Here is a 23,310-nt window from a genome sequence, read left to right as displayed (position 1 = left end):
TTTTCGTGCCGGCCCTTGTCTAAGGGCACGGATATTGCGACATCGCGGACGCCCGAGACCGCAGGAGCCGCGCCATGATCCGTCTCACCAATTTCGCGACCCGCCGGAAAGAGCCGTTCGAGCCGCTCGATCCGGAGAATGTGCGGATGTATGTCTGCGGGCCGACTGTCTATGATCGCGCGCATATGGGCAACGCGCGATCGGCCGTTGTCTTCGACACGCTCTACCGCCTGCTGCGCCACACCTATGGCGAGGGCGCGGTGACCTATGTGCGCAACATCACCGACGTGGACGACAAGATCAACGCGCGCGCGGCGGAGAGCGGGCGGTCGATCGCGGACATCACCGCCGAGACGACCGGCTGGTATGTCGAGGACATGGCGGCGCTCTGCTGCCTGTCGCCGGACGAGACGCCGCGGGCAACCGACTACATCGGGCAGATGATCGCGATGACCGAGCGGCTGATCGCGGAAGGTCACGCCTACGAGGCCGAGGGCCATGTGCTGTTCTCGGTCTCGAGCTACGAGCACTACGGCGCGTTCTCGGGCCGCTCGCTCGAGGACATGCAGGCCGGCGCGCGGGTCGAGGTGGCGCCCTACAAGCGCGATCCGATGGATTTCGTCCTGTGGAAGCCGTCCGAGGAGGGTCTGCCGGGCTGGGACAGCCCGTGGGGCAGGGGGCGGCCCGGATGGCATATCGAGTGCTCGGCCATGTCCGAGGCGCTGCTGGGCCGGACCTTCGACATCCACGGCGGCGGCGGAGACCTGATCTTCCCACACCACGAGAACGAGATCGCCCAGTCGGCCTGCGCCCATGACGGCGCGCCGATGGCCCGCTACTGGTTGCACAACGAGATGTTGCAGGTCGACGGCCGCAAGATGTCGAAATCGCTGGGAAATTTCTTCACGGTGCGGGATCGGCTCGACCAGGGGACGCCGGGTGAGGTGATGCGTTTCGTCCTGCTGTCGGCGCATTACCGCAAGCCGATGGACTGGACCGAGGACAAGATTCAAGGCGCCGAAAGCGCCCTGCGTCGCTGGCGTGCCCTGACCACGGACGCCGAGCCGGGCACGCCGGACCCGCAGGTGGTCGAGGCGCTGTCCGACGACCTGAACACGGCAGGCGCGCAGGCGGTGCTGCACCAGCTTGTCGCCGGGATCGAGGCGGGCGAGGTCGAGGCGGGGGTGCTTCTGGCCTCGGCGCAGCTCATGGGGCTGTTGACTCCCGGGATCGGAGAGTGGGCCGACGCGGTCGATCTGTCGGCGCTTGAAACCGCGTTTTCGAATATCCGTGCAGAGGCGATGCAGACGAAGGACTTCTCGGAACTGGACGCGTTGAAGGCGCGGCTGGTCGCCGCCGGGGTCGAGGTGAAGATGAGCCGCGAGGGCGTGGCACTGTCGCCGGGCGTCGGGTTCGACGCCGACGCCCTGAAGGAGCTGCCGTGACCGAGCGCCTGTACCTCTACGACACCACCCTGCGGGACGGGCAGCAGACCCAGGGCGTGCAGTTCTCGGTGGACGAGAAACTGGCGATTGCGAAGATGCTCGACACGCTCGGCGTCGACTACATCGAAGGCGGCTGGCCCGGCGCGAACCCCACCGACAGTGCCTTTTTCGAGGCGGTCGGCCCCACGCGCGCGACCCTCGCCGCATTCGGGATGACCAAGCGGGCGGGGCGGTCGGCCGGAAATGACGACGTCCTGGCGGCGGTTCTGAACGCGGGAACACCGTCGGTCTGTCTCGTCGGGAAGACCCACGATTATCACGTGGATACGGCGCTGGGCATCGGTCGGGACGAGAATGTCGAGAACATCCGCGCCTCGGTCGCCCATTGCGTGGCGCAGGGACGCGAGGCGATCTTCGACGCCGAGCATTTCTTCGATGGATACAACGCCAACCCCGCCTACGCGCTGGAATGCCTGCACGCCGCACATGAGGCCGGCGCGCGCTGGATCGTGCTTTGCGACACCAACGGGGGCACCCTTCCGGGGCGGATCGGCAAGGTCGTCTCCGAGGTGATCGCGGCAGGCATTCCGGGCGACCGACTGGGCATCCATTGCCACGACGACACGGGGATGGCGGTGGCCGGGTCGCTGGCGGCGGTCGAGGCGGGTGCGCGGCAGATCCAGGGCACGCTGAACGGGCTGGGCGAGCGCTGCGGGAACGCCAACCTCATCAGCCTGATCCCGACGCTTGCGTTGAAGGAGCCCTATGCCAGCCGCTTCGAGATCGGGGTGAGCGCCGAGGGGCTGCACTCGCTGACCCGCATCTCGCGGCGGCTCGACGAGATCCTGAACCGGGTGCCGCGGAACAATGCTCCTTACGTCGGCGCCTCGGCCTTCGCGCACAAGGCGGGGCTTCACGCTTCGGCCATCGCGAAGGACCCTGCGACTTACGAGCATGTCGACCCCGCGACGGTGGGGAACGAGCGGATCATCCCGATGTCGAACCAGGCGGGCCAGTCGAACCTGCGCGCGCGCCTCCAGGACATGGGGATCGAGGTCGAAAAGGGCGATCCGCGGCTTTTGGAGATCCTGCGGGAGGTGAAGGAGAAAGAGGATATCGGCTACGCCTACGACACCGCGCAGGCCAGCTTCGAGCTGGTGGCGCGGCGGCATCTGGGGCGGCTGCCGGCGTTCTTCGAGGTCAAGCGCTACCGGGTCTCGGTCGAGCGGCGGAAGAACAAGTACAACCGGATGGTCAGCTTGTCCGAAGCCGTGGTCGTGGTGAAGATCGGCGATCAAAAGCACATGAGCGTCAGCGAAAGCATGGACGAGACGGGTTCGGACCGCGGACCGGTCAACGCGCTGTCCAAGGCGCTGGCCAAGGATCTGGGTCCCTACCAGGCGGCGATCGACGACATGCACCTCGTCGATTTCAAGGTGCGGATCACGCAAGGCGGGACCGAGGCCGTCACCCGCGTGATCATCGACAGCATGGACAGCGCCGGCCGGCGCTGGTCCACGGTCGGCGTGTCGCCCAACATCGTGGACGCTTCGTTCGAGGCGCTGCTCGATGCGGTGAACTGGAAGCTCGTCCGCGATGCGGAGGCGCCATGAGCGTCAACGCCTGCGCCGAGATCGTCCGGAACGGCGACCCCGACCGCTTCCTCGCGGCGATGGCGGCTCCTCCGGCGGCGCGGAGGGCGCTGTTCCCGATCTACGCGCTCAATGTCGAGGCCGCGCGCGCGCCGTGGGTGACGGCCGAGCCGATGATCGCCGAGATCCGCCTGCAATGGTGGCGCGACGCGCTGGACGAGATCGCCGAGGGCAAGACACCCCGGCGCCATGAGGTCGTCACTCCGCTGGCCGAGATCGTCGACGCCGAGGGCGCGCACATCCTCGACCGGGCCGTCGCCGCCCGCCGGTGGGAAATCGCGCGCGAACCCTTTGTCGGGACCGGTCAGCTTCTGGGGCACATGGACGACCTCGCCGGCAGCTTGATGTGGGCCGCCGCGCGGTGCCTCGGCGCGTCGGACGAGGCGCAGGTGCGCGGTGTCGGCGTGGCCGGCGGACTGGCCGGGTGGCTGACCGCGGTGCCCGAGCTCGAGGCGCGGGGGCTCGCCCCGCTTCCCGATCCAAGCGACGACGGCATCCGCGCCCTGGCCGAAGAGGGGCTGTCGCGCCTGGGTTCCGTAAGCCGCGCCGCGCGCCCCGCGGCACTTGCGGCGTGGGAGGCCCGCCCGGTGCTTGCCGCCGCGCGCTCGGACCCGGCGCGGGTGCGCGAAGGGCGGCTGCTCCGCGCGCCAGCGATACGGCGGCTCCGGCTGATGCGGATGGCGTCGCTGGGTCGCTGAGGGCTCAGGCCGGCTGCGGCTGCCGGCGCAGCCAGATCAGCGCCGCCCCCGCCAGCGTCAGGAACGGGATCATCGCGATGTTGACGGCCGTCCAGCCTTGCTCGGCCGTGCCGCCCGCGCAGTTCATCAGCCCGCCCGAGGCAAGCGAGGCGAGGGTCACGCAGCCGAATACGGCGAAATCGTTCATGCCTTGCACGCGGCCACGCTCTTCCGGCGTGTGGGCCCCGGACAGCATCGTGGTCGCCCCGATGAAGCCGAAATTCCAGCCGAGACCCAGAAGGACCAGCGCACCGAAGAAGTTCGCCAATTCGACGCCCGAAAGCGCTATCAGGCCGGCTCCGGCTAGGCAGACGAGGCCTGCGGCGATGATCCGCGTGGTGCCGAAGCGCACGATCAGGTGGCCGGTGAAGAACGAGGGGACGTACATCGCCAGCACATGCCCCGTCACCACGTCCGCCGCGTTGTTGCGCGAGAACCCGCAGCCGACGACGGCCAGCGGCGTCGACGTCATCACCATGTTCATCAGCGCGTAGGCGACCATGGCGCAGATGATCGCGACGGCCACGGTGGGGGTCGCCAGAAGTTCGCGTCGGCTGCGGGCGGTGGGCGCGTCGGGTTCTGGCAGGGGCGGGCGCGGAATGCGCAGGCCGAAGAACAGCAGCGCCCCGACCGCGTTCAGTCCGATGATGCCAAGGTAGGTCCCCAGGAACGGCACCACCATCGCGTCGGACGTCGCCTTGACCAGCTGCGGCCCGATGATCGCCGAGACGAGGCCCCCGGCAAGCACGTAAGAGATCGCCTTGGGCCGGAAGCTTTCGGAGGCGGTGTCGGCGGCGGCGAAACGGTAGAAGCCGACCGAGGACATGAAGGTGCCCGACAGCAGCGACCCGAGCAGGTAGATGGGAAAGCTGGCCAGGTAGAGGCCGGCCGCGCCGACGATGGCCCCCGCGGCGCCGGCGGCGGCGCCCAGCCAGAAGCCCGCGCGGCGGCCGTGCCGCTGCATCAGCGCCGACAGCGGTTGCGCCGACAGCATGGACCCCAGCACGATGAGCGAGATCGGAAGTGTCGCGAAACACGGGTTCGAGGCAAGCGTCTGCCCGGCCAGCCCCGCGACCACGAAGATCGCCGGAAGCTGCGCGCCGAGGACGGCCTGCGCAGCGGCGAGAAGGGCGACGTTGCGCCGCTGGATATGGGCCGGAGCGGTCATGCGACAGGCGTACCTCTGCACCGGCCGGATGCAAGCGCGAAACTTGACGGCACCGCGCCTCACGGCCATGCAGCGGTGCGATGCGGTGCTGCGGGGGAGGGCGCTGGGATGCGGCTTCTGCTGCTAGGCGGGACACGCGAGGCGCGGGAGGTCTCGGCCACCTTGGCGGGCTTGCGCGACCTGACGGTGGTTGTTTCGCTGGCCGAGGGCGCGCGGGACCCTGCCACGCGGATCGGCGGTTTCGGCGGCGACGACGGGTTCCGCGAGTATCTGTCGCGCGAAGGCATCGGCGCGGTGCTGGACGCGACGCACCCTTTCGCCGAGCGGATCTCGATGAGAAGCGCGCGGATCTGCGGTGAAGTCGGGCTCCGCTACGCGCAGCTTCTGCGGCCGGCGTGGCAGCCGGATGCGGGGGATCGGTGGCACTCTGCCCGGGACGAGGCCGCCGCCGGGGCGATGCCGTCCGAAGGCGCGCGGGTTCTGATCGCGACGGGTCGGCAAAGGCTCGAATGTTTCGGCCCGATGGAGGGGCGCCGGGTTCTGGTGCGGCGGAACGGTCCGGCCCCGGATGCGCCGCCGCCTTTTGCCGACGGGGCGTGGCAGGTGGGCGTGCCGCCCTTCGGCGTCGACGATGAAGAACGGCTGTTCCGCGACCTGCGCATCGACTGGCTGGTCGTGCGCAACGCGGGCGGCGGGTCGAGCCGGGCCAAGCTCGACGCCGCGCGCCGGCTGGGGATCGAGGTCGCGATGATCCGCCGGCCGCCCCGCCCCGACGCCCCGCGGCTCGAGACGGTAGAGGCTGCAATTGCCTGGGCGCGACGGCTGGTGGAGGATCGGTAGTGGACGAGCGGATCATCACGGGGCCGACCTGTATCGAGGAAGGCACGGCATGGCTTGTCGCCCGGGACGAGGGGCTTGCGCGGGCGCGGGCCGAGACGGGGCCGTGGCCGGACAGGCTGCGCGCGGGCGGATTCCCGGCGCTGGTGCAGGCGATCGTCAGCCAACAGGTGAGCGTCGCGTCGGCCAGGGCCATCGGCGCAAGGGTCGAGGCGGCCGGGCTGCACGATCCGCTCGTGGTGCGCGCGGCCGAGGATGTGCTGCTGAAGGGCTGTGGCCTGTCCCGGCCCAAGGCGCGCTATCTCCGCGCTCTGGCCGATGCGGGGATCGACTTCGAGGCGCTGGCGCATGTGCCCTCGGACGAGGTGGTGGCGACGCTGGTTGCCGTGCCGGGAATCGGGCGGTGGACGGCCGAGATCTATGCGCTGTTCTCGCTTGGACGTGCGGATGTGTTCCCGGCGGGCGACCTGGCGCTGCAGGAGGCGGCGCGGCTGCTATATGGTTTCGAGGCCCGACCGACCGAGGCTCAGCTTCGCGCGCTGGCCGAGGCGTGGCGGCCCTGGCGCGGTGTGGCGGCGCGCGGTCTCTGGGCGTGGTACGCCGTGGCAAAGGCGAGGGAAGGCGTGGTCTGAATTTCAGGCCGGCGCCGCGGTCCGTCTCTGCCAGAACCAGCGTCGGCGCGGGCGGTCCACCGTGCCGCCCGGACGCAGCATCAGCATCGCCGGCGTGACCACCAGGGTCAGGATCGTCGCGACGACGAGCCCCCCGGCAATGGCCGAGGAGAGCTCGGTCCAGTACTGGGTGGACGGCGCGCCGTAGATGATCTCGCGGCCGACGAAGTCGATGTTCAGGCCGATCACCATCGGAAGCAGGCCGAGCGCCGTGGTGATCGAGGTCAACAGAACCGGCCGAAGACGCTGGGCGCCGGTGCGCAGGGCGGCCTCGTGCGGGCCCATCCCCGCGCGGCGCAGGTCGTTGAACGTGTCGATCAAAACGATGTTGTTGTTCACCACGATGCCGGCCAAGGCGATCACCCCCACGCCACCCATCACGATTCCGAACGGCCGGCCGGTCACGATGAGGCCGAGAAGGACGCCCGCAATCGAGAAGACGATGGCGCTCATCACCACGAGGGACTGGTAGAACGAGTTGAACTGGATCAGCAGGATCACGAACATCAGGAAGATCGCCGAGACGAAGGCGGCGCCGAGGAACGCCATGCTCTCGGCCTGATCCTCGGCCTCGCCGGCGAAGGTGACCGATGCCCCTTCGGGCAGATCGGCTTCGGCGATGGCCTGCTGCAGCGCCGCCGTCTGGTCGTTGACGAGAAGGCCGGGCGCGACGTTGGCCTCGATCGTGGTCACGCGCTCTTCGTCGATCCGGCGGATGACGCCCACACGCTCGGTCGGTTCGAAGGTGACGAAGTTCTGGATCGGGACGATCCCGGCCGAGGTCGGGACGCGCAGGTTGCCCAGCTCGGACAGGCTGCGCTCGTCCGAGGGGAAGCGCACGCGGACGGGCAGTTCGCCGTCGGCATCCGAGGGGCGGTAATCGGTGACCTCGATGCCCTGGGTCAGAAGCTGCACGGCTTGGCCCAGCAGGCTGACATTGGCGCCGAAACGCGCGGCCTCGGCGCGGTCCACATCGATCGCGACCTCGACGCCGGGCAGGGGGCGGCTGTCGGTGACGTCGGTGAAACCGCCGACCTCGTCCATCAGCGCGCGGACCAGTTCGACCGCCTGGGTCTGCGCCGCGGGCGTCGGTGCGGTCACCTGCGCATTCACCGGCTTGCCCTGGGTGGGCCCGCCGCTTTCGGTCTGAACCTGCACCTGGATGCCGGCGATGTCGTCGGTCTTCTCGCGGATGTCGGTGCCGATCTGGGCCGCGGTCGGACGCGTATCCCAATCGGTCAGGTCGAGCTGGATCGTGCCGATGATGTCCTCGCCCTGTTGACCCGAAGCGCCGATGGACGAGCGGGCATAGATGCTGTCCACCCCCTCCTGCCCGAAGATGCGGTTCTCGACGGTACGGACGAGCGTGTCGCGTTCGTAGATCGACAGGTTGTCGCGGGCGCGAACGGTGACCTGCATGAACTCGGGCTCGATCGTCGGGAAGAACGAGATGCCTCGGCCGAACTCTCCGTAGAGCGCGAAGCCCCCCAGAAGCAGCGCGAGCGCCAGGATCAGCGTGGCCGCCGGACGCAGGATCGCCGCGTTGAGAAGCCGGACATAGGCGCCCGTGAAGCCGCCGATGCTGCGCGGATCGCCCTGTTCGGCAGCATGGAGCGCGGCCTTGGCCTTCGCGCTCTGGGGCTGGCGCTTCCCGATCACGCCGCCGAGGACGGGGATGAAGATCAGTGCCATGAAGAGCGAGGCAAAGAGCGTCAGGATCACCGTCAGCGGCAGGTACTTCATGAACTCGCCGACCAGCCCGGTCCAGAACAGCAGCGGGAAGAACACCGACAGGGTTGTCGCCGTCGAGGCGATGATCGGCCAGGTCATCCGTTTGGCGGCGTGCGAATAAGCCTGTCGAGGCGTGTCGCCTTCCTGCAGGCGGCGGTCGGCAAGCTCAACGGTGACGATGGCGCCGTCCACCAGCATCCCAACCACGAGGATCAGCGAGAACAGCACCACGATGTTCATCGTGTAGCCCATGAACCACAGCGCCGCGACGCCCGCCAGGAACGCGCCGGGGATCGACAGTCCGACGAGGATCGAGGACCGCACGCCAAGCGCGAAGACGATGACGATCATCACCAGCAGGATCGCGGCGATGACGTTGGATTCCAGGTCCGACAGCAGGTTGCGCACCTCGATGGACTGGTCCTGCAGGTAGGTCACTTCGACGCTGTCGGGCCAGCCCTGCGACAGGGCGTCGATGGTTGCGCGGGTCTGCTCGATCGTGTCGATGATGTTGGCGCCCGAGCGCTTGGTCACCTCGAGCGCAAGCGCCGGCTGGCCGTCGATGCGGGCGAACCCGGACGGATCCTCGAACGAGCGGCGCACGGTGGCGACGTCGCCGAAGGTCACGACCGTGGTGCCTTCGACCTTGATCGGCATGGCCATGACGTCCTCGACGTCCTGGATCAGACCCGGCACCTTCAGCACGATGCGGCCGCCGCCGGTCTCGATCGCGCCGGCGGCGATCAGCATGTTGTTGTTCTGGATCTGGGCGATCAGCTGGTCGAAGGTCAGGTTGTAGGTCTGAAAGACCGTGGGGTCGATCAGCACCTCGAGGAACTCGTCCCGGGCGCCGCCGATCTCGACCTCGAGGACGCCCGGCAGGGCTTCCACCGCGTCCTGCACCGTTTCGGCCAGGTTGTTCAGCGTGCGCTCGGGCACGGGGCCGGACAGGACGGCCGTGATGATCGGGAAGAGGGCCGTGTTGATCTCGACCACGTCCAGTTCGCTCGCATCCTCGGGCAGGTCGCCCTGGATCGACTCGGCCGCCTCGCGCACCTTGTCGAGCGCCTCGTCGATATCGCCGCCGGCCGTGAATTCGAGCTGCACGCTCGCGAATCCTTCGGCGGCTTCCGAGTTCATCTGTTCGAGCCCCTCGATCGAGGCGAACTCGGCCTCCATCGGTTCGAGCAGCAGGCGTTCGGCGTCGGTGGGCGAGATACCGTCCACCGAGGTCGCGACATAGACGATGGGCAGCGGGACCTCGGGGTTCGCCTCTTTCGGGATCGAGGTGTAGGCGATCGCGCCGACGCCCAGGATCATCACGAGGGCGATCACCACCACGCGCGAGCGCGAGAAGGCGGCGTCGATCAGGCCCCTCATTGCAGCGTCTCCTCGTCGGAGCCGGCGCTGTCGGCGATCGCGGTGTCGGCGGATGCGTCGTCGGGGCTGGCCAAGGTGCTGTCCGCGCTGGCGGACGCATCCTCGGGTGCAGAGGTGGCGCGCACTTCCTCGCCGTTCTGCACGAAACCCTGCCCGATCGTGATGATTTGCGCGTTGTCGGGCAGTCCGGTGACCCAGACGCCCGATAGGGCGGTCTTGACGATCTCCACGGGGTGGAACACGACGCGGCCCTCCTCGAAGGTCTTGACGCCAAGTGCGCCGTCCGGGTCGAGCGAGACGATCGACGGCGGGATGAAATGGGCCTGCGACGAGCCGGTGGGGATGACCACCTCGGCCGAGATGCCTGCCGGGATCGCGCCATCCTCGTTCGGAACCTCGATCTCGGTCAGGAAGGTGCGCGTCTCGGACTGGGCGGCCGAGCCGACGAAGGTGACCGTGCCCTCGCGGGTTTCGCCCGTGATGAAGCGGACCTCGGCGGTCTGTCCCGACTCGATCCGGTTTAGCGCCTGCTGCGGCACCTGGATTTCGACCGTCAGGGGGCGGTTGTCCACGAGGCGCCCGACCTCTTCGCCCGAGGAGACGAACTCGCCGATGTCGAGGCTGAGTGTCTCGAGACGGCCAGGAAATGGCGCGCGAATCGTCAGATCGTCCAGTGCGGCCTCGGCATTCGTCACGGCGGCGTCGGCAGAGGCGGCAGCGGCCCGCGCCTCGGCCACGCGATCGGCGGTGGCGATGCCGCGCTCCTGCAAGGATTGCGCGTTCTCGAGCTCGCGCCGGGCCCGGGTCTGTTCCTCGCGGGCCTGGGTAAGGTCGGCCTCGGCGCGCGTGGCCGACAGGCGCGCGATGGGCGCATCCTGTTCGACGAGCGCGCCCTTCGAGACGAACAGTTCGGCGACGTTCCCCGAGGCTTCGGCCCGCAGCGGTGTGTCGCGATCGGGCTGGGCCTGGCCTTCCGACGAGAAGGTCAGGGTCACCGCCTCGGCGACGCTTTCGCGCACCTGCACGGCAGGCGGTTGGGGCGTGGTCACGGTCGCCTCGGGCGCAACCTCCTCCGACGGCAGGACAAAGCCGCTGCCCATCCAGCCGATCACGGCCAGCAGGATCAGCGCGGCAATCCAGATCGATCGAGAGGCGCCCCGGTCGGTCTCGAATTCGAGAGGCGTGGACCCGGTCCGGTCGCTGTCGGCCATCGATCTCTCCTTGGGGGTGCTGGCGGAATGCCAGTCGGATGTGACGACGGCGGCCGGTAGATCAAGGGAGGCCGCCCCCAAAAATGCGCATGATGTGGCGTCCATACTCCACCAGCTTGCCGAAAGCACGTGCCAGACCAGATTCTCCCGACGCGTTGATCCACGCGACGCGAAGCCTTAGGCAGGCGAGGATCGAAACGAAGGGGCGGGCATGGCACGGACGTTGGACAGCAAGCGCAGGGGGCCTGCGCGGGGCGAAGCGGGGTCGGTCGTGGTGTTCCTGCACGGCTACGGCGCGGACGGGGCCGACCTTCTGGGCCTGTCCGATCCGCTGGCCGAGCACATGCCGGGCACCGCATTCCACGCTCCCGACGCGCCCGAGCAGTCGGTCGTCAACCCGATGGGCTTCCAGTGGTTTCCGATCCCCTGGCTCGACGGGTCCGACCCGACAGCGGCCGACGAGGCGATGGATCGGGCAGCCTCCGACCTGAACGCATATCTCGATTCCGTGCTGGCCGAAGAGGGGCTGAGCGCGGATCGCATGGTCGTCGTGGGGTTCAGCCAAGGCACGATGATGGCGCTGCACGTCGCCCTGCGCCGGACCGCCGAGGTTGCGGGGATCGTCGGCTTTTCGGGCAGGCTCCTGCGTCCCGAGACGCTGGAGGACGAGATCGCCGTTCGCCCGCCGGTCCTTCTGATCCATGGCGACCAGGACGAGGTCGTCCCCCCGGCTTCGCTGCCCGCGGCGGCCGAGGCGCTTCAGGCCGCGGGTGTGGACGTCTTCGCCCATGTCTCGAAGGGTGTTGCCCACGGCATCGCGCCCGATGGCCTGTCCGTGGCCCTGGCATTCATGCGCGAACGGCTCGGCCTCGAAACCTGAACGAGCGTCAACCTTTCCTCAATCCGGTCTCCCTATGAAGGGTCCCGAGGGCGAAGATGGGCCGCAACGGCATTCAAACATAGCGCCCGGATCAGCTGCCCTATCCCTTGCGTCTTTTGACATATTGCTTAGACGGGGCGAAATTGATCGCCAGATACCGCTAACCGGCGATGCCGGAGGAGACTACTCGTGAAAGACATGACCATCCCGCGCCCCGGCGACACGCTTGCCGATGCTATCCGGCAGCACCTGAAGTTCTCGCTCGGCAAAAGTTCGGACGTGGCCACGTTGACCGATTGGCGCATGGCTCTCAGCCTCGCGGTCCGCGACCGGATCGTCGACCCTTGGTTCGCCTCGACCCGTGCCGCCTATGACAAGCAGGGCAAGCGGGTGTACTACCTGTCGATGGAGTTCCTGATCGGTCGCCTTCTCGAGGACGCGACAGTCAATCTGGGGCTGATGGACGAGGTGACGGAGTTCTTCCAGTCCCGCGGTCTCGACGCGCGCAAGGTCATGCAGGACGAGCCCGACGCGGCGCTGGGCAACGGTGGTCTCGGCCGTCTGGCGGCGTGTTTCCTGGAATCGATGTCCACCGTCGGCTGCCCGGCCTATGGCTACGGCATCCGATACGAGCACGGCCTTTTCCGGCAGAGCTTCGACCGAGGCCGCCAGATGGAGGGCCCCGAGGATTGGCTGACCGAAGCCCACGCCTGGGAATACGAGCGGACCGAGGCGCAGTATCGCATCGGCTTCGGCGGTCAGGTGAAGCAGCTTGGCGACCGTACCGTCTGGCAGCCTGCCGAAACGGTGCTGGCGCGCGCCTACGACACCCCGATGATCGGCTGGCAGGGCCGCTGGGCCAACACGCTGCGCCTCTGGTCTGCGCGTCCCGAGACGGTGTTCGACCTGGGCCGGTTCAACGCCGGCGACTATTACGGCGCCGCCGAGCCCGAGAACCTGGCGCGCACGATCAGCCGGGTTCTCTATCCCGACGACACCACCGAAGACGGCAAGCGCCTGCGCCTGAAGCAGGAGTTCTTTTTCACCGCCGCGAGCCTGCGTGACATCCTGCGCCGCTTCGACAGCGAGTATGACGACCTGAAGCTCCTGCCCGAAAAGGTGGCGATCCAGCTGAACGACACCCACCCTGCGATTGCCGGCCCCGAGCTGGTGCGCCTGCTGGTGGACGAGAAGGGCATGGCGTTCGAGGATGCCGTGACCGTCGCGCAAGGGTGCCTCGGCTACACCAACCACACGCTTCTGCCCGAGGCGCTCGAGCGTTGGTCGGTGAAGCTGATGACCGACCTCTTGCCGCGGCACATGCAGATCATCGAGATGATCGACGCGATGCACAAGAACGCCCATCCCGATCGCAAGGTCGAGATGATCGGCGGCGGCGACGTCCAGATGGGGCCGATCGCGTTCTTCATGGCGCACAAGGTGAACGGCGTGTCGGCGCTTCATACCGAGCTGATGAAGGAAACGGTTTTCGCCGAGCTGAACCGCCTGCACCCGAACCGCATCGTGAACGAGACGAACGGGATCACGCCGCGCCGCTGGGTGCTGGGCGCCAACCCGCGCCTGTCGCGCCTCGTGACCGATGCGATCGGCGACGGTTGGGTGGACGACCTCGAGCGCCTGCAGGAGATCGAGCCGCTCGCCGACGATTCGAGCTTTCGCGATGCCTATGATGCGGCCAAGCGGGCGAACAAGGCGGATCTTGCCGCCTATCTGGGCCAGCGCGGCCTCAGCGTCGATCCCGACGCGATGTTCGACGTGCAGATCAAGCGCATCCACGAATACAAGCGCCAGCACCTGAACATCCTGCAGACCATCGCGCTGTGGCAGGAGATGAAGGACGCGCCCCAGGGGAACTGGCTGCCGCAGGTCAAGATCTTCGCCGGCAAGGCGGCGCCGGGCTATGTCTTCGCGAAGGAGATCATCCACCTCATCAACGCGGTGGCCGAGGTCATCAACGCCGACCCCGATACCTCGCACCTGCTGAAGGTCGCCTATCCGGCGAACTACAACGTCAGCCTCGCCGAGCGGTTGATCCCGGCCGCCGAGGTCAGCCAGCAGATCTCGACCGCGGGCAAGGAAGCGTCCGGCACCGGCAACATGAAGTTCGCCCTCAACGGCGCGCTGACCATCGGCACGCTCGACGGTGCGAACGTCGAGATCCGCGAGCTTGTCGGGGCGGAGAACTTCTTCCTCTTCGGCATGACCGCGCCCGAGGTGGTCGCCCGACGTGAAGTGGCCGAGCACGCGAAGAAGGCGATCGCGGCCGATCCGCGGCTCAAGCGCGCGATGGACGCGATCGAGGCCGGAATCTTCGGCGAGAGGTTCCCCTCGATCATCGAGAACCTCATGGGACACGACTATTTCTGCGTGACGTCGGATTTCTCGGACTACTGGCGTGCGAGCCGCGAGCTGGAAGTCGCTTATCGCGACCGGGCCGAATGGACTCGGATGGCGATCCTGAACACCGCTCGTTCGGGCTGGTTCAGCTCGGACCGCACGATCCGGGGCTACATGGCCGACATCTGGGGCGCCGAGGCGCTGACGATCTGATTGTGTTGAGGGGCGTCCGGGATCATCTCGGACGCCCTTTTCTGCCGCTACGGCAGGCCAGAATTCATCCTGCACGTGGGTTGCGGCCGCTCGGGACCATGCGCGCCAAAGCGCCGAAACGCAGTCATGTGCTTTTTGCCGGGCCAGAGCCGTTGCCTTGCGGCACGGACGCCTTAGCCTTTGGTGCATGACAGGCTCCGTTCTCAAACCCGCATCGATCGTGGATCCCAAGGCTGCCGAGGCGCTCCACCAGGGGCGGCATGGTGATCCGTTTTCCGTACTTGGCCGTCACGGAGGGACCGTTCGCGCGCTCGATCCTGGCGCGGAGCGGCTTTTCGCCGTGACCGACGACGGCACCGAACATCCGCTGGGGCGCGTTGCCGGCGGGATCTCGGTCTTTGCCGGCGAGGTTCCCGAAGGCGAACGTTACTGGCTCCGCGGCTATTCCGGCACGGACAGTTGGGAGTACGAGGACGCCTACCGTTTCGGCCCCGTCATCGGCGAGATGGACGAATACCTTCTGGGCGAGGGCACGCACCAGCGGATCTGGACCGTCCTCGGCGCCCACATCATGGAGCACGAGGGCCAGGACGGCACGCATTTCGCCGTTTGGGCGCCGAATGCGCAAAGGGTCAGCGTCGTCGGCGGATTCAATCACTGGGACGGCCGCCGCCACGCGATGCGACTGCGCGGTGCGACCGGCGTGTGGGAGATCTTCGTCCCGAACGTGGGCGAGGGAGAGGCCTACAAATACGAGATCCTGGGTCCAGAGGGCCAACTTCAGCCGCTCAAGTCCGACCCTGTCGGCTTCGGCAGCCAGCACCCTCCGCAGAACTCCAGCATCGTGCGCCATATCGCTGGCTACGGCTGGAAGGATGACGACTGGATCGCCGAGCGCGAGGTCAGGCACGCCACGACCGCGGCGATGTCGGTCTACGAGGTGCACCTGGGTTCGTGGAAGCGGATCGCCGAAGAGGGCAACCGCCCGCTTTCCTACAAGGAAGCGGCCGAGGAGTTGGTGGATTACGTCCATGACATGGGCTTCACCCATATCGAGCTGCTGCCGGTCAGCGAGTACCCGTTCGACGGCTCGTGGGGCTACCAGCCGGTCGGCCTGTTCGCGCCGACCATCCGCTTCGGCCCCCCCCACGAGTTCCGCGATCTGGTCGACGCGGCGCACCGCAAGGGGTTGGGCATCCTGCTCGACTGGGTGCCGGGGCATTTCCCGTCCGACCCGCATGGCCTGGGCCTGTTCGACGGGACGCATCTCTACGAGCATTCGGATCCGCGCGAGGGGTTCCACCAGGACTGGAACACGCTGATCTACAATTACGGCCGCACCGAGGTGAAGAACTTCCTGACCTCGAACGCGCTCTACTGGATCGAGGAATACCACGTCGACGGTCTGCGCGTGGATGCCGTGGCCTCGATGCTCTACCGCGACTATTCGCGCAAAGAGGGCGAGTGGGTCCCGAACAAGCATGGCGGCCGCGAGAACCTCGAGGCCATCGACTTCATCAAGAGCGCCAACGTCGCCGCCACGTCGAACAATCCCGGCATCATGACGATCGCCGAGGAATCCACGTCGTTCCCGATGGTCAGCCGCCCCGTCGACGAGGGGGGCCTCGGTTTCGGCTACAAGTGGAACATGGGGTGGATGAACGACACCCTGCGGTACATGGAAAAGGACCCCATCTATCGCAAACACGATCACCACCTGATGACGTTCGGTCTGCACTACGCGTTCAGCGAGAATTTCATCCTGCCGATCAGCCATGACGAGGTGGTGCACGGCAAGGGCTCGATGCTGGGCAAGATGCCGGGGCGCGAGGACGAGAAATTCGCCAATCTGCGCGCCTATTACGGGTTCATGTGGGCTCATCCGGGCAAGAAGCTTCTCTTCATGGGCTGCGAGTTCGCCCAGCCGTCCGAGTGGAACCACAACTCGCAGCTGTCCTGGGGCGTGCTGTCCGACCCGCGCCACAAGGGGATGCAGCGGATGGTCCGCGATCTGAACACGCTCTACCGGGCCGAGCCCGCGCTTCATGCGCTGGATTGCGACCCGGCGGGCTTCCAGTGGATCGAGGCGAATGACGACACGAACTCGGTCTATGCCTGGATCCGCCGCTCGGGCGGGTCGGACCCCGAGGTCGTCGTGGTCTGCAACTTCACGCCGGTCGAGCGGAACTACGCGCTGGGGATTCCGCAAGAGGGGCGGTGGCGCGAGGCTTTCTGTTCGGATGCCGAGATTTACGGCGGCGAGGGTCGCGGCAACATGGGCGGCGTGGATGCCGTCGGAGAAGGCCTGAACGGTCAGGCGGCGCAGGCGACCGTCTATCTGCCACCGCTTTCGACGGTGATTTTCGTGAAAGAGGGCTGAGCCAAGCCCGGGGGGAATGAGATGGAGAGCCAGAAGAGACTCTCGTCCAAGACGATGGCGTTCGTCCTTGCGGGCGGACGTGGGTCGCGGCTGAAGCAGCTGACCAACAACCGCGTGAAGCCCGCCGTCTATTTTGGCGGCAAGACGCGGATCGTCGACTTCGCGTTGTCCAACGCGCTGAATTCCGGCATCCGCAAGATGGCGATCGCGACGCAATACAAGGCCCACTCGCTGATCCGCCATTGCCAGCGCGGCTGGTCCTTCTTCCGGGCCGAGCGCAACGAATTTCTCGACATCCTGCCGGCGTCGCAGCAGGTGAACGAGGAGAAATGGTATGCTGGCACCGCCGATGCGGTGACGCAGAACATCGAGATCATCGACAGCTACGGCATCGAATACATCCTGATCCTTGCCGGCGATCACATCTACAAGATGGATTACGAGGTGATGCTCGAGGAGCATGTCTCGACCAATGCCGACGTGACGGTCGGCTGCCTGACGGTCGACCGCGAGGAGGCCTCGGCATTCGGCGTCATGGCGGTGGACGAGGAGTTGCGCGTGACCTCGTTCCTGGAAAAGCCGGCCGATCCTCCGGGGATGCCGGGCGACCCTGACAAGACGCTGGCCTCGATGGGCATCTACGTCTTCAAGTGGTCCTATCTGCGCGAGCTTCTGCTGAACGACCAGGAGCTCGAGGGGTCGAAGCACGATTTCGGCGGGGACATCATCCCCTACATCGTCAAGAACGGGCGGGCGCAGGCGCACCGCTTCACCGAAAGCTGCGTCAAGCACAAGGCGACGGCTGAGGCGTATTGGCGCGATGTCGGCACGGTGGACGCCTATTGGCGCGCGAATATCGACCTGACCAATTTCGACCCCGACCTCGACCTGTGGGACAAGAACTGGCCGATCTGGACCTATTCCGAGGTCGCCCCGCCCGCGAAGTTCATCCATGACGAAGAGAACCGGCGCGGCCACGCACTCAGTTCGATGGTGGCGGGGGGCTGCATCATCTCGGGCACCGAGATCCGCAACTCGCTTCTGTTCACGAACGTCCGGACGAACAGCTACGCGCAGCTCGAAGAGACGGTCGTTCTGCCCCACGCGACCATCGGACGCCACGCGCAGCTCAGCAAGTGCGTCGTGGATGCGCGCGTGATCGTCCCCGAGGGGATGGTCGTGGGCGAGGACCCGAAGGAGGACGCGAGGTTCTTCGAGGTGTCGAAAGGCGGCGTGACGCTGATCACTCAAGGCATGGTCGACGCTTGGAGCGCCGCCCAGTGACACGCGTCCTGTCGGTCGCGTCGGAATGCGCGCCGCTGATCAAGACCGGGGGGCTGGCCGACGTGGCCGGCGCTCTGCCCCGTGCGCTCGCCGCGCGGGACGTCGAGATGCGGACCCTTCTGCCGGGCTACCCGGCGGTGATGAAGGCCGTGGGGTCGGCGCGCGTGGTTCACGCCTGGGACGATCTCTACGGTGGCCCTGCGCGGCTGATCGAAGCCGAGGCGGCGGGGCTGCGGCTTTACGTGCTCGAGGCCGCGCATCTCTATGATCGCTCGGGTGGCATCTACCTCGACGCGGATGGCGTCGACTGGACCGACAATGCCGAGCGCTTCGCCGCGCTGTGCAGGGCCGGCGCCGAGATCTGCTGCGGGGCGACCGACTGGCAGCCCGACATCGCCCATGGTCACGATTGGCAGGCCGGCTTGCTGCCGTATTTCCTCAAGAAGAGCGGAACGGGCGTCCCTTCGGTGATGACGATTCACAACATCGCCTTCGCCGGCATGGTCGAGCCCTCGCAGATCGATCGGCTGGGGCTCGACCCGGCCGATTTCCATGTCGAAGGCTACGAGTTCTGGGGGAGGGTGTCCTTCCTCAAGGCCGGGCTTGTGTGGTGCGACCGGATCACCACCGTCTCGCCCCGCTATGCGCGCGAACTGACCACCCCGGCGTTCGGAATGGGGTTCGAGGGCCTGATCTCGGCCCGGAGCGGCGATCTGACCGGGATCCTGAACGGCATCGACACCCAGACGTGGAACCCCGCGACCGACCCCGCGATCACGCGGTTCCGCAGCTTCCGCGGCAAGACCGCTGCCGTTCGGGCCCTGCGCGATGAGATGGGCCTGCCTGCGTCGAACGGCCCGCTGGCCGTCGTCATCTCGCGGCTGAGCGCGCAGAAGGGCCTCGACTTGCTGATCGAGGCGCTGCCCGACTACCTTGCGGCAGGCGGGCAGCTTGCGCTTCTGGGCTCGGGCGACCGGGCGCTGGAGAGCGCCTGGCGCGAGGCCGCCGAACGGCACGACGGCGTCGCCGTGCGTATCGGCTATGACGAGGACCTGTCGCACCGGATGATGGCGGGGGGCGAGGCGGTGCTGGTCCCCTCGAGGTTCGAGCCCTGCGGGCTGACGCAGCTTTACGGCCTGCGCTATGGCGCGATTCCGGTGGTCGCCCGCGTGGGCGGTCTGGCCGATACGGTGATCGACGCTAACGACGCGGCCCTGCGCGCGGGCGTGGCGACCGGCATCGTTCACGGACCCGACAGCGTCGAGGCCCTGTCCCTTGCCCTCACCCGCATGGTAGAGCTTCACGCAACGCCGGAGACCTGGTCCCGCATGGCGCGCACCGCGATGCGTCATCCCGTCGGGTGGGACGTGTCTGCCGGCCAGTATGCTGACCTTTACAGGGATCTCGTTCCTAGCTGATGCCAAACATCATTTCGATCGCCGCGGGGCGCGCCGCTCCGCTCGGCGCGACCTTCGACGGCGACGGCGTGAATTTCGCCGTCTTCTCGCAAAATGCCGAGCGCATGGAGCTGTGCCTCTTCAACGAAGCGGGCGCGGAAATACGCATCGACCTGCCCGAGCGCGACGGCGACGTCTGGCACGGCTACATCTCGGGCCTTACGCCCGGCACGCTGTACGGCTACCGCGCGCATGGCCCATATCGCCCGCGCGAGGGGCACCGCTTCAACCCCGCCAAGCTGTTGATGGACCCCTATGCCAAGCGTCTGACGGGCCATCCCGAATGGAACGACGCGCTGATGGGCTACACGGTGGGCAAGGACGACCTCACCCCCGATCCCCGCGACAGCGCGCCCTACATGCCGCGCTCGGTGGTCGAGGATCCGGCCTTCTCGTGGGGGCGCGACCTGCCGCCCCAGACCTCGGTCAGCCAGTCGATCATCTATGAAGCGCATGTGAAGGGCGTCACCGCGCTGTGCCACGATGCGCGCTATCCCGGCACGTTCCTGGGCCTCGCGAGCGACCCGATGCTCGATTATCTCACCGACCTGGGGATCACGGCGGTCGAGCTTCTGCCGGTGCAGGCCTTCCTGACCGACAGCTTCCTGCACGAAAAGGGCCTGACCAACTACTGGGGCTACCAGACGCTGGGCTTCTTCGCCCCCGAGCCGAAATACCTGGCCCGCGGGCAGATCGCCGAGTTCCAGCAGATGGTGGCGCGCCTGCACGGTGCGGGGATCGAGGTGATCCTGGACGTGGTCTACAACCACACCTGCGAGGGGAACGAGCTTGGCCCGACCCTGTCCTTCCGCGGCCTCGACAACGCCGCCTACTACCGGCTGATGCCCGACGACAAGCGGTACTACGTCAATGACACGGGCTGCGGGAACACGGTGAACGTGGACCACCCCATGGTCCTGCGAATGATCATGGATTCACTCAGATACTGGGTTGAAGTGATGCATGTGGATGGGTTCAGGTTCGATTTGTGCTCGACTCTGGGTCGGGTGAACGAAGGGGGCTTCGACCAGGGCGCCGCGTTCTTCGACGCCGTGCGGCAGGATCCGGTGCTGGGGCAGGTCAAGCTCATCGCCGAGCCGTGGGACATCGGCCCCGGCGGCTATCAGCTCGGGGCCTTTCCGCCGCCCTTCCTCGAATGGAACGACAAGTTCCGCGACCGGGTGCGGATGTTCTGGCAGGGCGACAAGGGTTCTGTTCCGGGCCTTGCGGATCGACTGACCGGCTCGGCGCTGCAATTCGACCATTCGGGCCGCCCCGCGACGACCAGCGTGAACCTGCTGACCGCCCATGACGGTTTCACGCTGCACGACGTGGTCAGCTACGCCGACAAGCACAACGACGACAATGGCGAGGATGGCAAGGACGGCCATGGCGAGAACTTCTCGGACAACCTGGGCGTCGAGGGGCCGACCGAAAAGCCCGGCGTGCTCGAGGCGCGCGCCCGTCGCAAGCGCAACATGATGGCCACCTTGATGCTGAGCCAGGGCACGCCGATGATCCTGGCGGGCGATGAAATGGGCAACAGCCAGAACGGCAACAACAACGCCTATTGCCAAGACAACGAGATCAGCTGGATCGACTGGGACGACATGGACCACGAGTTCCACGAGTTCACCCGCGACATGATCCGGTTCCGCAAGGACCACCCGTTGCTGCGGCAGAAGCTTTTCCTGCACTCGCAGGAGCGCAGCCTCGACGGGCGCGAGGATATCTTCTGGTGGCGCCCCGACGGCACGCCGATGCGGCAGGAGGACTGGGACGACCCCAGCTTCGACTCGCTGTCGATGGAACTGCGGATGGCCGCCGAAACGCCCGACTACGGCGAAACCGAAGAGGCCATCTTCGCGGTCTTCAACAAGGGCAAGGCCCGGGACTGGAGCTTGCCCGATCTGCCCAAAGGGCTGTCGTGGGACTGGCAGATCGACACCTCCAACAGCGTCGCGGTGGGCGAACTGGTGACGGGGGTCGTGACGATCCCCGCCGACAGCGTGGCGGTGTTCCTGCAATGGGGAGACGCGGCATGACCGATCGCGACAGCCTGGCGCGCGCTCTTGGCGTGGTGCCCGAATACAAGGATGCGACCGATACGGTCCACGCTCTGACGCCCGAGGCGCGGGATGCGATCCTTGCCGCGTTCGGCGTCCTGACGGATGACGATGTCGCCGCGCGACTGGCCCGCATCGCTGCCGAGCGGGTCCTGCCCCTGTGGCAGGTGGTCGAGGCGGACGTCCCGCTGCGCCTGCCTGCACTGGAGGGGCAAGCCTGGCGGCTGATCCCCGAGGACAGCCCCCCGCGCGACGGCGAGGGTGCCGATCTGGGGGCGCTTCCCATGGGCATCCACGCGCTCGAGCTGTCGGGCGAACGCGCGTGGCTTCTGTCCGCACCCGCGTGCCTGCCCGAGCCACCGCGCGCCTGGGGCGTGACCGTGCCGCTTTACGGGCTGGCGGATGACGGGCGGATCGGGACGTATCGCGACCTTGCGCGCACCGCGGACAGCCTGGGCCGGGCGGGCGCTGATTTCATCGGCGTGAACCCGGTCCATGCCGGGTTCCCGGACGACGTTCATGCCTTCTCACCGTATGCCCCCGCCCACCGGGGCCGGCTTTCCACGATGCATGTCGACCCGGCCGCTGAGGTTCCGCTGCCCGCGTCCGACCTTCTGAATTACGACAGCGCCTTGCCCGCACGGATGGCCGCACTCCGCGCGGCGTTCGCGCCCGATGACGGTTTCCTGGCGTGGCGCGGGCAGCAGGGCGCCGATCTGGAGCGGTTCGCCCTGCATCAGGCGATCGGCGCGCTGCTCGGCGCGTATTGGCACCAGTGGCCCGACGAGATGCAGGACCCCGAGGGCGACGCCGTCCGCCAGTTCGCCGCCGACCACGCCGAGGACGTCACCTTCCACGCCTGGCTGCAATACATGGCCGACCGGCAACTGGCCGACGCGCAAGATGCCGCGCTGGCGGCGGGGATGCGGTTCGGCCTCTACCTCGACCTTGCGGTCGGCACCCATCCCTCGGGGGCCGAGACCTGGGGGCGGCCGTCGCTGTTCGCCCGCGGGGTTTCGCTGGGCGCGCCGCCCGACGCCTTCTCGGCCGAGGGGCAGAGCTGGGGTCTCGCCCCCCTGCGTCCCGACACGCTGGCCGAAGACGGCTTCCGCCCGCTTCAGGCGATCCTGCGCAGCGCACTGTCTCATGCGAAGCTCTTGCGGATCGACCATGTGCTGGGCTTCGAGCGGGCCTTCTGGGTGCCTCAAGGCGACGCGCCCGGTGCCTACGTGACGATGCCGCGCGAGGCGATGCTGGCCGTCGCCCGGATCGAGGCCGCGCGGGCCGACGCCACCATCGTGGGCGAAGATCTGGGCAATATCCCCGAAGGCCTGCGCGAGGCGCTCGAGGAAAGCGGCATCCTGGGCTGCCGCGTGGCGCAGTTCGAACGCCAGTGGGAGAAGGGCGACACGGCCTTCTCGCCGGCCGAGGCCTATGCCCGCGGCGCGTTGACCTCGTGGGGCAGCCACGACTTGCCCACGTGGGAAGGCTGGAAGCAGGGTCGCGAGATCGACTGGCGAGTCACGGTCGGCGACATGGACGAGGCCGCAGCGGCGCAGGCGAAGACGCAGCGCGCGGCCGAGGTTACCGCCTTCTGCGACCTGATCGGGGGCGACAGCCTCGACGATCTGCACGCGTTCCTGGCCGAGACCCCCTCGCGCCTCGTCGTCGCGCAGATCGAGGACATGCTGGGCCGGGTCGAACAGCCGAACCTGCCCGGAACGGTGCACCAGCATCCCAACTGGCGGCGCTGGATCGAGGTGCCGGCAGACGGGCTTGGTCAGCTTGACGCCGTGCGTCGCACGTCCATCATCATGGCCAACAGGGACAGTTAGGACCA

15 protein-coding genes are annotated in these 23,310 nt (G+C 67.5%); 12 read left to right on the top strand and 3 right to left on the bottom strand.

The window, feature by feature from the left end; translation table 11 throughout:
- Nucleotides 1-74: 74 nt before the first annotated feature.
- From cysS to PAM7066_RS15455, 3 genes are read left to right on the top strand one after another with little or no spacing between them, the layout of a single operon-like run.
- Nucleotides 75-1,445: a cysteine--tRNA ligase gene (cysS, locus tag PAM7066_RS15465; protein ID WP_085855127.1), complete on the top strand. Its 1,371-nt coding sequence runs from the start codon at nucleotides 75-77 to the stop codon at nucleotides 1,443-1,445.
- Nucleotides 1,442-3,058, top strand: a complete 1,617-nt coding sequence (gene cimA / locus PAM7066_RS15460) for a citramalate synthase (RefSeq protein ID WP_085855126.1) — start codon at nucleotides 1,442-1,444, stop codon at nucleotides 3,056-3,058. Before cysS ends, cimA begins: the two co-directional genes overlap by 4 nt.
- On the top strand, nucleotides 3,055-3,795 hold the full coding sequence (locus PAM7066_RS15455) for a squalene/phytoene synthase family protein (RefSeq protein WP_085855125.1): 741 nt from the start codon (nucleotides 3,055-3,057) through the stop codon (nucleotides 3,793-3,795). Before cimA ends, PAM7066_RS15455 begins: the two co-directional genes overlap by 4 nt.
- A 4-nt stretch (nucleotides 3,796-3,799) precedes the next feature.
- Here PAM7066_RS15455 and PAM7066_RS15450 read toward each other — a convergent pair whose 3' ends face one another.
- A complete protein-coding gene (locus PAM7066_RS15450) occupies nucleotides 3,800-5,002 on the bottom strand; it encodes an MFS transporter (protein ID WP_085855124.1) in 1,203 nt (400 codons plus the stop codon).
- 108 nt (nucleotides 5,003-5,110) lie between these two features.
- Here PAM7066_RS15450 and PAM7066_RS15445 point away from each other — a divergent pair, with 108 nt between their 5' ends.
- Nucleotides 5,111-5,842, top strand: coding sequence for a precorrin-6A/cobalt-precorrin-6A reductase (locus PAM7066_RS15445; RefSeq protein WP_085855123.1), 732 nt, complete (start codon nucleotides 5,111-5,113; stop codon nucleotides 5,840-5,842).
- Nucleotides 5,842-6,471, top strand: coding sequence for a DNA-3-methyladenine glycosylase family protein (locus PAM7066_RS15440; protein WP_085855122.1), 630 nt, complete (start codon nucleotides 5,842-5,844; stop codon nucleotides 6,469-6,471). Before PAM7066_RS15445 ends, PAM7066_RS15440 begins: the two co-directional genes overlap by 1 nt.
- Nucleotides 6,472-6,474: 3 nt before the next feature.
- On the opposite strand, the gene PAM7066_RS15435 is transcribed toward PAM7066_RS15440, so the two are convergent.
- Entirely contained in the window at nucleotides 6,475-9,621 is a 3,147-nt protein-coding gene (locus PAM7066_RS15435; RefSeq protein ID WP_085855121.1) for an efflux RND transporter permease subunit, read from the bottom strand.
- Nucleotides 9,618-10,832 (bottom strand): efflux RND transporter periplasmic adaptor subunit, encoded by a 1,215-nt coding sequence (locus PAM7066_RS15430; protein WP_085855120.1) that lies wholly within the window; start codon nucleotides 10,830-10,832, stop codon nucleotides 9,618-9,620. Before PAM7066_RS15430 ends, PAM7066_RS15435 begins: the two co-directional genes overlap by 4 nt.
- Before the next feature lie 211 nt (nucleotides 10,833-11,043).
- On the opposite strand from PAM7066_RS15430, the gene PAM7066_RS15425 reads away from it, so the two are divergent.
- The 7 genes from PAM7066_RS15425 (at nucleotide 11,044) to PAM7066_RS15395 (ending at nucleotide 23,305) form a co-directional block, all read left to right on the top strand.
- Nucleotides 11,044-11,712 (top strand): alpha/beta hydrolase, encoded by a 669-nt coding sequence (locus PAM7066_RS15425; RefSeq protein ID WP_085855119.1) that lies wholly within the window; start codon nucleotides 11,044-11,046, stop codon nucleotides 11,710-11,712.
- Nucleotides 11,713-11,910: 198 nt separating this feature from the next.
- The gene (locus PAM7066_RS15420; RefSeq protein ID WP_085855155.1) at nucleotides 11,911-14,283 is read left to right on the top strand and encodes a glycogen/starch/alpha-glucan phosphorylase; all 2,373 of its coding nucleotides are present in this window, start codon (nucleotides 11,911-11,913) and stop codon (nucleotides 14,281-14,283) included.
- Nucleotides 14,284-14,470: 187 nt separating this feature from the next.
- Nucleotides 14,471-16,663, top strand: coding sequence for a 1,4-alpha-glucan branching protein GlgB (gene glgB / locus PAM7066_RS15415; protein ID WP_085855118.1), 2,193 nt, complete (start codon nucleotides 14,471-14,473; stop codon nucleotides 16,661-16,663).
- 54 nt (nucleotides 16,664-16,717) lie between these two features.
- Entirely contained in the window at nucleotides 16,718-17,947 is a 1,230-nt protein-coding gene (glgC, locus tag PAM7066_RS15410) for a glucose-1-phosphate adenylyltransferase (RefSeq protein WP_245749717.1), read from the top strand.
- Nucleotides 17,944-19,365 carry a glycogen synthase GlgA gene (glgA, locus tag PAM7066_RS15405; protein ID WP_085855116.1) on the top strand — a complete coding sequence of 474 codons (1,422 nt, stop codon included), beginning with the start codon at nucleotides 17,944-17,946 and terminating at the stop codon, nucleotides 19,363-19,365. Before glgC ends, glgA begins: the two co-directional genes overlap by 4 nt.
- Nucleotides 19,365-21,449 carry a glycogen debranching protein GlgX gene (glgX, locus tag PAM7066_RS15400; RefSeq protein ID WP_085855115.1) on the top strand — a complete coding sequence of 695 codons (2,085 nt, stop codon included), beginning with the start codon at nucleotides 19,365-19,367 and terminating at the stop codon, nucleotides 21,447-21,449. Before glgA ends, glgX begins: the two co-directional genes overlap by 1 nt.
- On the top strand, nucleotides 21,446-23,305 hold the full coding sequence (locus PAM7066_RS15395) for a 4-alpha-glucanotransferase (protein ID WP_085855114.1): 1,860 nt from the start codon (nucleotides 21,446-21,448) through the stop codon (nucleotides 23,303-23,305). Before glgX ends, PAM7066_RS15395 begins: the two co-directional genes overlap by 4 nt.
- Nucleotides 23,306-23,310 lie beyond the last annotated feature (5 nt).

This window comes from Palleronia marisminoris (assembly GCF_900172315.1).
GTDB classification, from domain to species: domain Bacteria; phylum Pseudomonadota; class Alphaproteobacteria; order Rhodobacterales; family Rhodobacteraceae; genus Palleronia; species Palleronia marisminoris.
The sequence above is the reverse complement of the archived record's forward strand: the minus strand, read 5'-3'. Positions and strand labels throughout refer to the sequence as shown.

Coding starts and splice junctions, on each gene's coding strand:
- glgX (WP_085855115.1), top strand. CDS start 19,365: ATGCCAAACATCATTTCGATCGCCGCGGGGCGCGCCGCTCCGCTCGGC.
- PAM7066_RS15435 (WP_085855121.1), bottom strand. CDS start 9,621: ATGAGGGGCCTGATCGACGCCGCCTTCTCGCGCTCGCGCGTGGTGGTG.
- PAM7066_RS15430 (WP_085855120.1), bottom strand. CDS start 10,832: ATGGCCGACAGCGACCGGACCGGGTCCACGCCTCTCGAATTCGAGACC.
- PAM7066_RS15395 (WP_085855114.1), top strand. CDS start 21,446: ATGACCGATCGCGACAGCCTGGCGCGCGCTCTTGGCGTGGTGCCCGAA.
- PAM7066_RS15445 (WP_085855123.1), top strand. CDS start 5,111: ATGCGGCTTCTGCTGCTAGGCGGGACACGCGAGGCGCGGGAGGTCTCG.
- glgB (WP_085855118.1), top strand. CDS start 14,471: ATGACAGGCTCCGTTCTCAAACCCGCATCGATCGTGGATCCCAAGGCT.
- PAM7066_RS15425 (WP_085855119.1), top strand. CDS start 11,044: ATGGCACGGACGTTGGACAGCAAGCGCAGGGGGCCTGCGCGGGGCGAA.
- PAM7066_RS15455 (WP_085855125.1), top strand. CDS start 3,055: ATGAGCGTCAACGCCTGCGCCGAGATCGTCCGGAACGGCGACCCCGAC.
- PAM7066_RS15450 (WP_085855124.1), bottom strand. CDS start 5,002: ATGACCGCTCCGGCCCATATCCAGCGGCGCAACGTCGCCCTTCTCGCC.
- glgC (WP_245749717.1), top strand. CDS start 16,718: ATGGCGTTCGTCCTTGCGGGCGGACGTGGGTCGCGGCTGAAGCAGCTG.
- PAM7066_RS15420 (WP_085855155.1), top strand. CDS start 11,911: ATGACCATCCCGCGCCCCGGCGACACGCTTGCCGATGCTATCCGGCAG.
- cysS (WP_085855127.1), top strand. CDS start 75: ATGATCCGTCTCACCAATTTCGCGACCCGCCGGAAAGAGCCGTTCGAG.